Consider the following 14,335-nt stretch of genomic DNA (forward strand, 5'->3'; position numbering starts at 1 on the left):
GTGAGCCCGCGGGCCGCGCACCCCACCCCCGCCCGGCCACGACACGGCCCCGGCACAATGACCCACATGGCCTACACCGCGCGCACCCCCCTCACCGTCGGCTTCGACCTGGACATGACCCTGATCGACTCCCGCCCCGGCATCCACGCCTGCTACCAGGCCCTCGCCGAGCGCACGGGCACGTTCGTCGACGCCGACCTCGCGGTGACCCGCCTGGGCCCGCCGCTGACGGAGGAGCTGCGGAACTGGTTCCCGGAGGAGGACGTCCCGGCCGTCGCCGACCTGTACCGGTCGATGTATCCGGCGCACGCCATCACCGCCACCCCCGCCCTCCCCGGCGCCCGCGAGGCCATCGCCGCCGTACAGGCGTCCGGCGGCCGCGCGATCGTCGTCACGGCGAAGTACGAGCCGAACGCCAAGCTGCACCTGGAGCACCTCGGCCTGGAGCCGGACGTGCTGGTCGGCGACCTCTGGGCGGAGGCCAAGGCGGTGGCCCTGCGCGAGCACACCGCGGGCGTCTACGTCGGCGACCACACCGGCGACATCCGCGCCGCCCGCGCGGCGGACGCCCTTTCGGTGACGGTCGCCACCGGCCCGTTCGGCGCGGCGGAGCTGCGGGAGGCCGGCACGGACGCCGTCCTCGCCGACCTGACCGCGTTCCCGGAGTGGCTGGCCGCCTACCTGGACGGCGCCGACGCCCCGGAGCCCTCCCGCGCCTGACGGCGACCGGCCGCCACCGACTGGAGAACCCCGGCGCCGGCGATCAGAAATCCGACCCCCATGAGCATGCTCAGTGCGAACATGTACGTCGGAAACGGCGTCGTGCCGAGGAACAGCGGGGCCACCGTGACCAGCGTGGCCACGGCACCGAGGAAGAACACGACGGCCCCGGCACGGACCAGCCGGTCACCGGGCGCTGCGGAATTCGCTTGGGTTTTGTCACGCACCGGACCAGGGTAGTTCCCAGCGCGAGGGAACAACCGGGCGACGTCTTGTCAGCTGCCCCGGGACCATTAGCCTTGGTACCGGCGGGTCAGTGGCGACCCGCTCTAGTGCTATCAAGAGCCGTTTCCGAAGCAGTTTTCCGACGAGTACGAGGACGAGGACAGACGTGCCTACCGGCAAGGTCAAGTGGTTCAACAGCGAGAAGGGCTTCGGCTTTCTCTCCCGCGACGACGGCGGTGACGTCTTCGTCCATTCCTCGGTTCTCCCCAACGGAGTGGAGACGCTCAAGCCGGGCCAGCGCGTGGAATTCGGCGTCGTGGCCGGTCAGCGCGGCGACCAGGCCTTGTCGGTGACCCTGCTGGACCCGACCCCGTCGGTGGCCGCCGCGCAGCGCAAGAAGCCGGACGAGCTCGCTTCGATCGTCCAGGACCTGACGACCCTCCTCGAGAACATCACCCCGATGCTGGAGAAGGGCCGCTACCCGGACAAGACCTCCGGCAAGAAGATCGCCGGCCTGCTCCGCGCGGTGGCGGACCAGCTCGACGTGTGAGAAGCCGCTGGAGCCGTCACGGGAAATCCAGCGCATCCGGGCCGAGGGGCGGCAGCAGCCCCTCGGCCGCCGCGCGGGTGAGGAGCCCCCGCACCGCGGCGTAGCCGTCCTCGCCGAGGCCGGCGGTGAACTCGTTGACGTACAGCCCGATGTGCTGGTCGGCGACCGCCGGGTCCATCTCCTGGGCGTGCTCCATGACGTACGGGCGGGACACCTCCGGGTCGTCCCAGGCCGCCCGTACGGACGTACGGATCGAGTCGGCGAGCAGGCGCAACATATCCGCGCCCAGCGACCGCTTGGCGATGATCGCGCCCAGCGGGATCGGCAGCCCGGTGGTGCTCTCCCAGTGCTCGCCCATGTCGGCGAGCTTGTGCAGCCCGTAGTTCCGGTACGTGAACCGGGCCTCGTGGATGACGAGTCCGGCGTCCACCTTGCCGTCCCGCACGGCCGGCATGATCTCGTGGAACGGCATCACCACGATCTCCCCGACCCCGCCGGGCACTGTGTCGGCCGCCCACAGCCGGAACAGCAGGTACGCCGTCGACTTCTCGCTCGGCACGGCGACCGTACGCCCCGTCAGGTCGACGTCCGCCTCCCGCGTGAGCACCAGCGGCCCGCAGCCCCGCCCCAGCGCGCCGCCGCACGGCAGCAGCGTGTACTCGCCGAGGACGTACGGAAGCACCGCGTACGACACCTTCAGCACGTCGAACTCGCCGCGCTCGGCCATGCCGTTGGTGACGTCGATGTCGGCGAAGGTCACGTCCAGCGCGGGGGCGCCGGGGACGCGGCCGTGAGCCAGGGCGTCGAAGACGAACGTGTCGTTCGGGCAGGGGGAGTACGCGATGCGCAGCTTCTCACCGGTCATGTGAGGTCCAACCTTCCAGTACGGGTGCCAGCTTCCCGAAAGCCTCCGCCAGCGCGTCCAGCGCCTCCCCGATCCGCCAGGCGCCGCGGTCACGCGGCCCCACCGGGTTGGAGACGGCCCGCAGCTCCAGCACGGGCACCCCGTGGACGGCGGCGGCCTCGGCGACCCCGAAACCCTCCATCGCCTCGGCGAGGGCCCGCGGATGCCGGGCGCGCAGGGCCGCGGCGCGGTCGGCGGTGCCGGTGACCGTGGAGACGGTGAGGACGGTGCCCGCGCGGGCCCCGGTGGCCGCTGTGACGTCCCGTACGAGCGTTTCCGGGGGACGGTGGGTGACGGTGCCGAAACCCAGCTCGGTGACCGGCAGGAAACCGTCGGCGGTCTCCGCGCCCAGATCGGCCGCGGTGATCTCGTCGGCGACGACCAGCGAGCCGACGGGCGCCTCGGGGGCGAAGCCGCCGCCGATGCCGGCGGAGACGACCAGCCCGAAGGGGCGGCCGTCACGGGCGGCCCCGGTCAGCGCGGTCGCGGTGCCGGCGGCGGCACGGGCGGGACCGACCCCGACCGCGAGGACCTGACCGGTGTATCCGGTGTATCCGGCAGATCCGGTCGATCCGGCAGACCCGGGAGATCCGGTGAAGGCCCGGGCCACCGCGTCCCGTTCGGCGGGGACGGCGGTGGCCACGAGGACACGCATGGGGCGGGACCCGGTCAGGAGGCCTGCTTCAGCTTGAACGTCCAGACGCCCTTGGCCGCCTTCTCGCCCTCCCGGATGGAGACCGTGTTGGTGGTGCCCTGGGTGCCGTACTGCATGTTGAAGAACACGCTGCCCGGGATGGTCCGGTAGGTGTTCTTGCTGTAGTCGGTCAGCTGCCGGCCGTTCACCAGGACCGTCCAGCCGTTGTCCGCGATCTCGGGGTCGACGCCCAGGCGGACCGTCTCGTCCTGGCCCAGCTCGATCGTCTTGACGTCGGTCTTGTCCGTGGTGCACTTCTCCAGCGACTTGCTGTCGAGGGCCTTGCCGTCGTTGTAGCAGACGGCCTCGGCGCTGACCGAGTTCGAACCGACGGTGATCGTCGACATCGGCGTCGGCTTGTCACAAGCCGACAGAACGAGCAGTCCGGCGGAAACGGCGCCGGCGGCGGCGACGGCGCGGCGGCGTCGCACAACGGATTGCAGCGTGGTCATGGCCGAAGGCTATCGGTCGCATAAGGATCACCGCCCGGGTGGGGTACGAGCCGTGGCGTGGGTTACGCCACTCGCGTGCGCGACCTCCCGCCCCGCCGTGCCGAGCGGAGCAGCCCGCGTACGCTCGTCACCCAGCCGACGGCCAGCACACCGGCACCGACCGCCAGGCCGAGCGAGCCGTTCAACGGCATCGCGATGCCGATCGCCCCGCCCAGCACCCACGACATCTGCAGCAGCGTCTCCGAGCGGGCGAACGCCGACGTGCGCACCTGCTCCGGCACGTCCCGCTGGATCAGCGCGTCCAGCGACAGCTTGGCCAGCGCCTGCGCGAACCCGGCGACCGCGGCGAGAGCGGCCACCAGGAACGCGCTGAAGAACACCGCCGCGGTGATCGCCACACCCAGCTCCACCGCGACCACCGTGACGATGATGATCTCCGGCGCGCGGGCCCTCAGCGCCGCCCCCACCGCCGTACCGCAGGCGTTCCCGACGCCCGCCGCGACGGCCACCATGCCCAGCGACACCGCCGCGCTCTGCCCGCTCATCGGATGCTCGCGCAGCAGGAACGCCAGGAAGAAGATCAGGAACCCGGCCAGGCAGCGGATCGCGGCGTTCACGGTCAGGCCGTGGGTGACGGCGATGCCGACCGTCCGCAGCCCCGGCCGCTTGACCGGCTTGCGGTGCGGGCCGTGCAGATGGTCCGCGTCCGCCGCGAGCAGCGCGGTGTCCTCGCCCTTCGCCGAGTCGACCTTCGGCGGGAGCGAGAAGGAGAGGATCGTTCCGGCGACGAAGATCACAAAAGCGCCGTAGAGCGGCCAGCGCGGGCCCAGCGCCTGGAGCCCCGCCCCCACCGGAGCGGCCACGCCGGTGGCCAGCAGCCCGCCGAGGGTGACCCGGGAGTTCGCCTTCACCAGGGAGAACTGCGGCGGCAGCAGCCGCGGCACGACCGCGCTGCGGACCACGCCGTACGCCTTCGACGCGACCAGCACCCCCAGCGCCGCCGGGTACAGCTGGATACTGCCGGAGATCACCGCGCCCGACAGCACCAGCGCCAGCAGTGCCCGCGCCAGCATCGCGCACGCCATCGCGGCCCGGCGGCCGTGCGGGACCCGGTCCAGCAGCGGGCCGATCACCGGGGCGAGAAGCGTGAACGGGGCCATCGTGATCGCCAGGTACAGGGCGACCCGGCCGCGCGCCTCGTCGGTGGGCACCGAGAAGAACACCGTGGACGCCAGTGCGACGGTGATCATGACGTCGCCGGCGCCGTTCACCGCGTGCAGCTCGATCAGCTTGCCCAGCCCGGACTCGCCCGCCCCGTGCGCGTGGGTCGCCTTCCGGATACCGCGCGCGGTCCCCGTGAACGGAAAATGCAGGGCACGCCCCAGCGCACGCAGCGGGCCGCCCTTCCGGCCCGTTCCGTTGCGTCGGCTCGTCACTGCCACTCCGTCATAGTGCCCTGATATCGGTACGAGTAGCGGTCATTCGGCACGGATGGCGGCGCAGCGGAGGCCGGGGGAGGGGTGTGGGGAGAGGCCGGGGAGAGAGCTGGGAGAGGTCGAGCAGAGGAGCTGGGAGAGGCCGGGGAGCGGAGGCGGAGAGGAGCCAGAAGGAGCGGCGGTGTAGGCCCAGCGCACGCGAGCAGGTAGCGTGCGTAGCGCGCCGTGGCGAACGTTCTCGGCCGCGCGCCTCACCGGCATCCCTCAGAATGGATGGCGTAGGTGCGCCCGAGAGCGACAGGACACGGACGTCGACGCGGCCCCCAGGTCCGCTCCGTCCGTCGCCCCCACCGCCTGAAGGCAAGGCGCACCCGTAAGACGGCGTAGGAGAGAAGCGATACCTGTGAGCGCAGCGACAACGCGAAGCCGCACCCCCGACCGCCTGTGCGCCGAGGCCGTCGACCTCGCCCGGGCCGCCGCCGAGGAGGCGGCCGCGCCCGGCGTGGTCGGCGAGCACGCCGGGCTGGTCTCCGAGGGTGACCGCGTTGTCACGCACTTCTTCGAGTGCAAGGAGCTGGGCTACCGGGGCTGGCGCTGGGCCGTGACCGTGGCCCGCGCCTCCCGCGCCAAGATCGTCACCGTCGACGAGGCGGTGCTGCTCCCCGGCCCCGACGCGGTGCTCGCCCCCGAATGGGTGCCGTGGAGCGAACGCCTGCGCCCCGGCGACATGGGCCCCGGCGACCTCCTCCCCACCGACGCGGAGGACCTGCGCCTGGAACCCGGCTTCTCCGGCGAGGAGGAGCCCCCGCCGAACTCCGCCGTCTCCGCGGACATGGCGGAGCTGGCGGAGGCCGAGGACGCGGAGGTGACCGCCGGCACCCCGGCCCACCTCCCGCAGGCCCCGTCCCGCGGCTCCATCGCGGCGGTCGCCGAGGAACTCGGCATGCGCCGCGCCCGCGTCCTCTCCCGCTACGGCCTCCACGTCGCCGCCGACCGCTGGGAAGAGGGCTACGGCCCGAAGACCCCCATGGCCCAGGCGGCCCCCGCGTCCTGCGTCAGCTGCGGCTTCCTCGTCCCCATCGGCGGCTCCCTCGGCCAGGCCTTCGGCGTCTGCGCCAACGAGTTCTCCCCGGCCGACGGCCGAGTGGTCTCCCTCTCCTACGGCTGCGGCGGCCACTCGGAAGCAGCGGTCATGCCGAAGCCCCCGAGGCCCGCCCCACCGGTCATCGACGAAACCCGAGTCGACCCGTTCCCCCTGCGCCCGGCGCGCGACTCGGGCTCGGTACCGGAGATGTCGGACGAGGAGACAGCGGAGCTGGGTCACTCGTAACGGTGGCGGCGACGCTGCCGGGCGGGGGTCGGATGAAGTGGCCGCGAGGTGGCTGTTGGGGCCGCCCGCTTCTTGGTCAGTGTCGTGCTTCCGCGCCCCGAGTAAAGGGCGCTACGCCTACGGCTCCGCGTCGCCTTCGGCGATGGGCCTGCGGCCCACCCTTGACTCGGGCCGCTCCAGCCCGGGGAAGAAGCGAGCGGGCGGCCCGGAAAGACGGGGCCCAGGGAGATGCCCGTGCGTGTTGGCTGGGATGCGGGCCGGGGTCGGGGGCGCGTCGGCGCTGCAGGGGCACGCCGGGTGGGCTAAGCAGCCACCTGCGGGTGGGGGCTGGGGTACGCGTCAGCGCCTCGCCAGCACGCCGGGTGGGCTTAGCGGCTTTCCGCCGGTGGGAGGGGGTAGGGGCCGGGGTCCGGTGAGTGGATCTGGTCACCGGAGGGCGGGGCAGGGCAGGGCAGGGGGCAATCGGTACCTTTGGGCCACCCTGCCAGGGCCACCCCCTGCGGATACCGAAGGCCCCGCTCCTCACCCGGTGTCCCAAAGCTTCCCATCGCCGCCATCGGACACCGCCGACTGCGCAGAAAACGAGGGCCGACCAGCCCCACCCACCCCCACCACTCACGCACCGATAGCCGCTGAGCCGTCCCGGCGTGCCCCTGCGGCGCTGACGCGCTCCACGCCCGCCGGTCAACCGGCCGGCCCACGGCACCGGAAACCGACAGAGGGCCACCGTCTTTCCGGGCCGTCCGCTCGCTTCTCACCCGGGCTGGAGCGCCCTTTACTCGGGGCGCGGAAGCACGACACTGGCCAAGAAGCGGGCGGCCCCAACGGCCACGCATCGAGTGACCTCCGCGTAAACGGTCTGGGGCGTTCGCCGGCGGTTGCCGGCCTACGCGTCCCGGGGCCGGTCGCGGCCCTCGCTCGCGGTACCTTCGTCCTCTCGTCGAGGAGGAGAAGGCAACGTGAGCAAGTACGTGCGGCCGGCGGCCGAGGGGGCCGATCCGTTCGGGACGGGGCGGCTGCGGCGCGGGGTGTTGGACGCCTGGGCGACCAGTCCGGCGAGGTTCCGGGAGGACGCGAACGCCGAGGAGGATCTGGTTCTCGGCGGGTACCGGGACCGGCTCGTCGTCGAGCTGGCGCAGAACGCGGCCGATGCCGCCGCGCGCGCGAAGGTGCCCGGGCGGCTGCGGCTCACCCTCCGCGACGGGGTGCTGGTCGCCGCCAACACCGGGGCTCCGCTCGACGCGGCCGGTGTGGAGTCGCTGGCCACGTTGCGGGCCTCCGCGAAGCGGGAGACGCACGAGAGCGCGGTCGGGCGGTTCGGTGTCGGGTTCGCCGCCGTGCTGTCCGTGACCGACGAGCCCGCTGTCGTCGGGCGGTACGGCGGGGTGCGCTGGTCGCTGGCCGAGGCCCGGGACCTCGCCGCCGACGTGGCGCGGCACAGTCCGGGGCTGGGTGACGAGATCCGGCGGCGTGACGGGCATGTGCCGCTGCTGCGGTTGCCGTTCGCGGCGGAGGGGCGGGCTCCGGAGCCGTACGACACCGCTGTCATCCTGCCGTTGCGTGACACGCCCGCCGCCGATCTCGCCGAGCGGCTGCTGCACGCGGTCGACGACGCTCTGCTGCTGGCCCTGCCCGGGCTGGAGGAGGTCGTCGTCGAGATCGGGGACGACGCCCCGCGCACCCTGCTCCGCCGTACCGAGGGCGCCTTCACCGTCGTCGAGGACTCGCGGGACGGGGGCACCACCTGGCGGACCTCCTCCGCGCACGGGCCGCTCACGCCCGATCTGCTCGCCGACCGGCCCGTCGAGGAGCGGCTGCGGCCGCACTGGTCGGTGACCTGGGCCGTTCCCGTGGACCGGGAGAGCGGTGCGCCCGCGCGGCCCCGGACCAGTCCCGTCGTGCACGCGCCGACGCCCAGCGACGAGCCGCTCGGCGTTCCCGCGCTGCTCATCGCCTCCTTCCCGCTCGACACCACCCGGCGGCACGCCGCGCCCGGGCCGCTGACCGACTTCCTCGTGGAGCGGGCCGCCGACGCGTACGCCGAGCTGCTCGCCGACTGGCGGCCGGTGACCGCCGGGATCATCGACCTGGTGCCGGGTCCGCTGGGCAAGGGCGAGCTGGACGGGGCGTTGCGGCAGGCGATCATCGAGCGGTTGCCGCGTACGTCCTTCCTGCCGCCGGCCGTGCCGCCCGCCGAGGGCGACAGCGAGTTGCCGGAGTCGTTGCGGCCCCGGGACGCCGAGGTCGTCGAGGGGGCCGGTGCCGACACGGTGCGGGTGCTCGCCGAGGTGCTGCCGACGCTGCTGCCGGCGGGGCTGGAGCGGCGGGTGGAGCTGCGGACGCTGGGTGTGGCCCGGGTGTCGCTGACCGACGCCGTGGACCGGCTGGCGGGGCTGGAGAAGGAGCCCGGCTGGTGGTGGCGGCTGTACGACACTCTCGCCGGGGTCGACCCGGACCGGCTGTCCGGGCTGCCGGTGCCGCTGGCTGGGGGCACCTCCCAGGCTTTCGGCACTGGGGGAGGGCGGACGACGATCGGGCCGCGCCGGGTGCTGCTGCCGACCGCCGACTCCGCCGGGATCGAGGCCGACGTCCTCGCCCGGCTCGGGCTGAAGGTCGCGCATCCGGACGCCACCCATCCGCTGCTGGAGAAGCTGGGCGCCCTCCCGGCGACCCCGCGTGCCGTGCTGACCACGCCGCAGGTGAGGGCCGCCGTCGCCGGCTCTCTCGACGACGAGGGCGGCGGCGCCTGGGAGGAGGACGCCCTGGACGCCGAGGAGCTGGCGGACGTCGTGCTCACCCTGGTCCGGGACGCGGGTCTGGAGCCGGGGGACGAGCCCTGGCTGGGCGCTCTCGCGCTGCCGGACGAGGAGGGGGAGCCGGCCCCGGCCGGTGAGCTGGTGTTCCCGGGCAGCCCGTTCGCGCGGGTCATGCGGGAGGGCGAACTCGCCCACGTCGACGCCGAGCTGGCCGAGCGGTTCGGTGAGGCCCCGCTCGCCGCGTGCGGTGTCCTGGTGAACTTCGCGCTGGTGCGGGCCACGGACGTCGTCCTCGACCCGGACGAGCTGGAGCCCCGCGAGGGCGACTACGCCGAGCCCGACGATCCCGGGCTGCTGGACGCCGTGGACGTGTGGTGCGAGGACATCCTGGACCGCTTCCCGGACACGCCGGTGCCGCCGGTCGCGACCGAGCTGGTCGCCGTACGGGATCTGGACCTGGTCGACGACGACAAGTGGCCGCAGGCCCTGGCCCTGCTCGCGCAGCCGCCGCTGCGGGACGCGCTCACCCAGCCGGTGCGGATGCTGCTGCCCGACGGTACCCACGAGGTGGTACGGCCGTACACGGCGTGGTGGCTGCGCGGGCACCCGGTGCTCGACGGACGCCGGCCCGCCGGTCTGCTCGCCGCCGGCGGTGACCCGCTGCTGCGGGGACTGTACGAGGAGGCCGACGCCACCGGCTTCGACGACGAGCAGGTGCTGCGGGCGCTCGGGGTGCGCACCTCCGTGGCCGCCCTGCTCGACGAGCCCGGCGGCGCGGCCGAGCTGCTGGACCGGCTCGCCGACCCGGAGCGGTACGTCAGCGCCGCCCAACTGCACGGCCTGTACGGGGCGTTGGCCGACCTCGACCCCGAGCAGGTCACCCTGCCCGACGAGGTGCGGGCCGTCGTGGACGGGCGGGTGGAGGTGGTGGACGCGGCCGACGCGGTCGTCGTCGACTCGCCAGACCTGCTGCCGTTCACCGCCGGGGTGCCGCTGCTGCCGGTCCGGCCGAGCCGGGCCGCCGAGCTGGCCGAGCTGTTCCAGGTGCGGCGGCTGAGCGAGTCCGTCACCGGGGAGGTGACGAGCGAGGGCACCGAGCACGACGTACCGGAGTCGGTGCGGGTGCTGCTCGGCGCGCGGACGCCCGGCTCGTACGTCGAGCACGAGGAACTGGTCGTCGACGGCGTGGAGATCGACTGGCGTCTCACGGACGACGGCGTCCTGCACGCCGCCACCCTGGAGGGCGTGGCCGCCGGGCTCGCCTGGGCGGCCGGGCAGTGGCCGCGCCGCTTCGAGGTCGCGGCACTGCTGGAGGACCCGTCGCGGACGGAGGAACTGGCGCGGGACCGCTGGTTCGACTGAGCCGGTACCGGGGCTCGGGTACGGCCGGAGAGGACTTGAAATTTCCCGCACAGAATTCTCACCGGCCGTACAACCATTCGCATGCGTCGCGGATCTGATCAGCTGAGTCAACAGGCTCAGTGATCGATCGGGCCCCACAGCACCTCACGAGCCACGCGGTACGAAAGGCGGCGGGGGCCCCTTTCTCTCCACGGGGAAGACACATGCGCATGCGTGCCACCCTCGGCGTCCTGACTGGTGCCCTGGCACTTTCGGTTGTCGCCGTCCCGGCCGCCCAGGCCGACGAGGTCGAAGGCGACACCACCATCTCCAACATCTCCGTGAACGGCGGCAAGTCCGTCGTCGTCGGCGCGTCCGCCACCAAGACGATCACCATCTCGTTCACGGTCACGGACGACTCGGGCGTCGAGGACGCCATGGCCCTGCCCTTCCGCGGCACGGACCTGGACCACGCCGACAGCGCCGCCCTGCCCAACACGGACGACTACTACTCGACCTGCACCGCGGTGAACTCCACCACCGCCAACTGCAAGGCGACGTACGACTTCACCCCCGGCGAGAACGCCATCAACTCGGTCGCCGGCGGCTGGAAGCTCTGGATCCTCGCCTCCGGCAAGGACGGCGACTTCGTCCAGAAGGACAACGCCAAGAGCTTCAACGTCCAGCGCCTGTCCAAGCTGACGGTCAACGCCTCGCCGGAGCCGGTGAAGAAGGGCGCCACCCTCACCGTCACGGGCAAGCTGACCCGCGCGAACTGGGACGCGGCCAAGTACTCCGGCTACTCCGGCCAGTCGGTGAAGCTCCAGTACCGCAAGAGCGGCACCAGCACCTACACCACGCTGAAGACCGTCACGACGAACAGCTACGGCGACCTGAAGACCACGGTCACCGCGTCGGCCGACGGCTACTACCGCTACAGCTTCGCGGGCACCACGACCACCCCGGCCGTCAGCGCCGCGGGTGACTACGTCGACGTGCAGTAAGCCGTCCCCTCGCATCGGGCCCCGGGCACGGAAGCCCGGGGCCCGGCGCACCCTTTCTTCGTCCTCTCTCCCATCCGAGGAACACATGCGTACTCGTGCCACCGTGGCCGCCGTCTCCGGCGCCCTGGCTCTCTCCGCCCTCGCTGTCCCGGCCGCCCAGGCCGACACGCGGGACGGCGGGTACGGCGACACCACGATCACCAAGGTCGTCGTCGACGGCGACAACAAGGTGTCCGTGGGCATCTCCGCCGCCAAGACCATCAAGGTCAGCGTGACCGCCACGGACGACTCGGGCATCGCGGGCGCCGAAGAGTTCACGCTCGAGGGCCCCGACTACGGCTTCTTCATGACGGGCAAGCCGACCTGCACGGCGGTCAGCTCCACCACCTCCACCTGCACCGCCTCCGTGGTGGTCGACCCGCAGGTGGACTACCTCAGCAACGCCAACGCCGGCACCTGGTACGTCGACGCGTGGATCGACGCCAACGACGGCGACTACATCTGGAAGGAGAAGGCCGGGTCCTTCAAGTTCCAGCGTGCGTCCAAGCTGACGGTGAACGCCTCGCCGGAACCGGTGGCGAAGGGCAAGACCCTCACGGTGACGGGCAAGCTGACCCGTGCCAACTGGGAGACCCTCAAGTACGCGGGTTACTCCGGCCAGTCCGTGAAGCTCCAGTACCGCAAGAGCGGCACCAGCACCTACACCACGCTGAAGACCGTCACGACGAACAGCTACGGCGACCTGAAGACCACGGTCACCGCGTCGGCCGACGGCTACTACCGCTACAGCTTCGCGGGCACCACGACCACCCCGGCGGTCAACGCCACGGGTGACTACGTCGACGTGCAGTGACGCACGTGACGCGCGTCAGCGCGCGTCCGTGTTCCCATCTCCTTCTTTCCAGTTGAGGAAACACATGCGTATGCGCACCACCGTGGCCGCCGTCTCCGGCGCCCTCGTCCTCGCCGCCGCCGTCGCGCCGGCCGCCCACGCCACCGGCGGCGACCGCGCCGAGCGGGTCGCGACCGCGCTGGCCGCCCACGAGGCCGCCTCCGCGCAGTCGACGAAGACCCCGTTCACCGCCCTCGACGGCGAGCCGTACGCGCTGGACCTCACCTTCTCCGGCGTGCAGATCAACAGCGGCAAGCCGATCAAGGTCGGCACCACCAACAAGGTCACCGTGCCGGTCACCTTCAAGGTGACGCACGCCGCCGACATCAACGTGAACGCGTCCGACTTCGAGATGGACGTGTTCATCTACCGCGGCACGCTCGACAACCCGGCCAACGTCCTGATCGGCGACGACTACCCGGTCTGCACGGCGACGTCCACGACGACCGACTCGTGCAAGGGCACCGTCGACATCTACCCGGCCTACGGCGACCTGACCAACGCGGACGCCACCAGCTGGAAGGCCGTCGGCTTCGCCATCGACTGGAACGACCAGATCAACGAGGAGGAGCCCGACTGGAGCAAGGTCGGCTACACCGAGGCGGACAACCTGGCCACCACCCGCCTCCAGCGCTACTCCAAGCTGACGGTCAACGCCTCGCCGGAGCCGGTGAAGAAGGGCGCCACCCTCACCGTCACGGGCAAGCTGACCCGGGCCAACTGGGAGGACAACAAGTACCACGGCTACACCAACCAGTCGGTGAAGCTGCAGTTCCGCAAGAGCGGCACCAGCACCTACACCACGCTGAAGACCGTCACGACGAACAGCTACGGCGACCTGAAGACCACGGTCACCGCGTCGGCCGACGGCTACTACCGCTACAGCTTCGCGGGCACCACGACCACCCCGGCCGTCAGCGCCGCGGGTGACTTCGTCGACGTGCAGTAAGCACCCCGCAGCACCCCGCAGCACCCACACGGCCCCGGAATCCATCCGGGGCCGTACTTTTTCGGCACTTTTTCGGCCGTCGTACGACCGCCGGGCAACCCGGCGCCCTCCACCGCCATCTGATCACGTGAGTCATGACTCGACTCCACGATCATTCACTTGGGGAACGCATGCGCATACGAGCCACCGTGGCCGCCGTCACCGGCGCCCTGGCCCTCTCCGCTCTCGCCGTCCCGGCCGCGCAGGCCGCCGGCGGGTCCGCCCAGGACAGCGACTACCGCGCCGACGCCGCGAAGATCGCCCGCGCCGGATCCGACCGCGCCCCGGGACAGCCGTACGACCTCGACGTGACCTTCTCCAACTTCAAGGTCGCCAAGGCCATCAAGGTCGGCACCACCAACCACGTCTCCACCACGGTCAGCTACACCCTGACCCACGGCGCCGACGTCGACATCAAGGCCGACGACTTCGTCACCGGCCCCTACCTCTACCGCGGCAGCTTCGACGCCCCGTCCGCCGTCCCGCTGATGGGCAACAACCCGGCCAAGTGCACCGCCACCTCGGCGACCGCCGCCACCTGCACCGGCAAGATCGACATCTACCCGGCCCAGGACGACCTGCTCAACTCCGACGCGGGCACCTGGAAGGGCGCGGCCCTGGCCATCGCGTACAACGGGCAGGACCCGGACGGCTTCGACTTCGACATCACCAAGGTCGGTTACGCCGACCAGGGCAGCCTCGGCACCACGCTGGTGCAGCGCAACTCCCAGCTGACCGTCAACGCCTCCCCGGAGCCGGTGAAGAAGGGCGCCACCCTCACCGTCACGGGCAAGCTGTCGCGGGCGAACTGGGAGACCCACAAGTACGCCGGGTACACCAACCAGTCGGTGAAGCTGCAGTTCCGTAAGAAGGACTCCAGCACCTACACCGATGTGAAGACCATCAAGACGGACTCCACGGGCAACCTGAAGACCACCGTGAAGGCCTCGGTCGACGGCTACTACCGCTACAGCTTCGCGGGCACCACGACCACCCCGGCCGTCAACGCCGCGGGTGACTTCGTCGACGTGCAGTAAGCCCCG

The 14,335-nt window shown here is 71.9% G+C and carries 13 protein-coding genes; 8 read left to right on the forward strand and 5 right to left on the reverse strand.

Going from position 1 to position 14,335, the window contains the following annotated elements; all coding sequences use genetic code 11:
• Positions 1-66: 66 nt before the first annotated feature.
• Positions 67-720, forward strand: a complete 654-nt coding sequence (locus ACSU6L_RS20690) for an HAD family hydrolase (protein ID WP_437058849.1) — start codon at positions 67-69, stop codon at positions 718-720.
• On the opposite strand, the gene ACSU6L_RS20695 is transcribed toward ACSU6L_RS20690, so the two are convergent.
• Positions 678-947 carry a hypothetical protein gene (locus tag ACSU6L_RS20695; RefSeq protein ID WP_437058851.1) on the reverse strand — a complete coding sequence of 90 codons (270 nt, stop codon included), beginning with the start codon at positions 945-947 and terminating at the stop codon, positions 678-680. The two genes, ACSU6L_RS20690 and ACSU6L_RS20695, sit on opposite strands and share 43 nt — an antisense overlap.
• A gap of 164 nt (positions 948-1,111) precedes the next feature.
• Between ACSU6L_RS20695 and ACSU6L_RS20700 the strand changes: the two genes are divergently transcribed.
• On the forward strand, positions 1,112-1,495 hold the full coding sequence (locus ACSU6L_RS20700) for a cold-shock protein (RefSeq protein WP_437058853.1): 384 nt from the start codon (positions 1,112-1,114) through the stop codon (positions 1,493-1,495).
• Positions 1,496-1,511: 16 nt separating this feature from the next.
• Here ACSU6L_RS20700 and ACSU6L_RS20705 read toward each other — a convergent pair whose 3' ends face one another.
• The 4 genes from ACSU6L_RS20705 to ACSU6L_RS20720 all read right to left on the reverse strand — a co-directional run bounded on the left by ACSU6L_RS20705 (position 1,512) and on the right by ACSU6L_RS20720 (position 4,981).
• Entirely contained in the window at positions 1,512-2,360 is an 849-nt protein-coding gene (locus ACSU6L_RS20705) for a 1,4-dihydroxy-6-naphthoate synthase (protein ID WP_437058855.1), read from the reverse strand.
• Positions 2,350-3,054, reverse strand: a complete 705-nt coding sequence (locus ACSU6L_RS20710) for a futalosine hydrolase (protein ID WP_437058857.1) — start codon at positions 3,052-3,054, stop codon at positions 2,350-2,352. The genes ACSU6L_RS20705 and ACSU6L_RS20710 overlap by 11 nt, the downstream gene beginning before the upstream one ends.
• Before the next feature lie 14 nt (positions 3,055-3,068).
• A complete protein-coding gene (locus ACSU6L_RS20715; protein ID WP_437058859.1) occupies positions 3,069-3,545 on the reverse strand; it encodes a DUF2771 domain-containing protein in 477 nt (158 codons plus the stop codon).
• Positions 3,546-3,607: 62 nt separating this feature from the next.
• Positions 3,608-4,981: an MFS transporter gene (locus tag ACSU6L_RS20720; protein WP_437058861.1), complete on the reverse strand. Its 1,374-nt coding sequence runs from the start codon at positions 4,979-4,981 to the stop codon at positions 3,608-3,610.
• A 403-nt stretch (positions 4,982-5,384) separates the two neighbouring features.
• Between ACSU6L_RS20720 and ACSU6L_RS20725 the strand changes: the two genes are divergently transcribed.
• The 6 genes from ACSU6L_RS20725 to ACSU6L_RS20750 all read left to right on the forward strand — a co-directional run bounded on the left by ACSU6L_RS20725 (position 5,385) and on the right by ACSU6L_RS20750 (position 14,329).
• On the forward strand, positions 5,385-6,311 hold the full coding sequence (locus tag ACSU6L_RS20725; RefSeq protein WP_437058863.1) for a DUF3027 domain-containing protein: 927 nt from the start codon (positions 5,385-5,387) through the stop codon (positions 6,309-6,311).
• Between the two features lie 959 nt (positions 6,312-7,270).
• Positions 7,271-10,429: a sacsin N-terminal ATP-binding-like domain-containing protein gene (locus ACSU6L_RS20730; protein ID WP_437058865.1), complete on the forward strand. Its 3,159-nt coding sequence runs from the start codon at positions 7,271-7,273 to the stop codon at positions 10,427-10,429.
• A 203-nt stretch (positions 10,430-10,632) separates the two neighbouring features.
• Positions 10,633-11,412 (forward strand): calcium-binding protein, encoded by a 780-nt coding sequence (locus tag ACSU6L_RS20735; RefSeq protein ID WP_437058867.1) that lies wholly within the window; start codon positions 10,633-10,635, stop codon positions 11,410-11,412.
• An 85-nt stretch (positions 11,413-11,497) separates the two neighbouring features.
• Positions 11,498-12,265 (forward strand): calcium-binding protein, encoded by a 768-nt coding sequence (locus tag ACSU6L_RS20740; RefSeq protein WP_437058869.1) that lies wholly within the window; start codon positions 11,498-11,500, stop codon positions 12,263-12,265.
• Positions 12,266-12,329: 64 nt separating this feature from the next.
• The gene (locus ACSU6L_RS20745) at positions 12,330-13,253 is read left to right on the forward strand and encodes a hypothetical protein (RefSeq protein ID WP_437058871.1); all 924 of its coding nucleotides are present in this window, start codon (positions 12,330-12,332) and stop codon (positions 13,251-13,253) included.
• Between the two features lie 170 nt (positions 13,254-13,423).
• Positions 13,424-14,329, forward strand: a complete 906-nt coding sequence (locus tag ACSU6L_RS20750; protein WP_437058873.1) for a hypothetical protein — start codon at positions 13,424-13,426, stop codon at positions 14,327-14,329.
• Positions 14,330-14,335 lie beyond the last annotated feature (6 nt).

This window comes from Streptomyces sp. enrichment culture (assembly GCF_964272855.1).
Classification (GTDB): domain Bacteria; phylum Actinomycetota; class Actinomycetes; order Streptomycetales; family Streptomycetaceae; genus Streptomyces.

Bases quoted from the DNA above. Each gene is read 5' to 3' on its own strand.
- ACSU6L_RS20740 (WP_437058869.1), top strand. From the start codon at position 11,498: ATGCGTACTCGTGCCACCGTGGCCGCCGTCTCCGGCGCCCTGGCTCTC.
- ACSU6L_RS20710 (WP_437058857.1), bottom strand. From the start codon at position 3,054: ATGCGTGTCCTCGTGGCCACCGCCGTCCCCGCCGAACGGGACGCGGTG.
- ACSU6L_RS20705 (WP_437058855.1), bottom strand. From the start codon at position 2,360: ATGACCGGTGAGAAGCTGCGCATCGCGTACTCCCCCTGCCCGAACGAC.
- ACSU6L_RS20745 (WP_437058871.1), top strand. From the start codon at position 12,330: ATGCGTATGCGCACCACCGTGGCCGCCGTCTCCGGCGCCCTCGTCCTC.
- ACSU6L_RS20690 (WP_437058849.1), top strand. From the start codon at position 67: ATGGCCTACACCGCGCGCACCCCCCTCACCGTCGGCTTCGACCTGGAC.
- ACSU6L_RS20715 (WP_437058859.1), bottom strand. From the start codon at position 3,545: ATGACCACGCTGCAATCCGTTGTGCGACGCCGCCGCGCCGTCGCCGCC.
- ACSU6L_RS20750 (WP_437058873.1), top strand. From the start codon at position 13,424: ATGCGCATACGAGCCACCGTGGCCGCCGTCACCGGCGCCCTGGCCCTC.
- ACSU6L_RS20735 (WP_437058867.1), top strand. From the start codon at position 10,633: ATGCGCATGCGTGCCACCCTCGGCGTCCTGACTGGTGCCCTGGCACTT.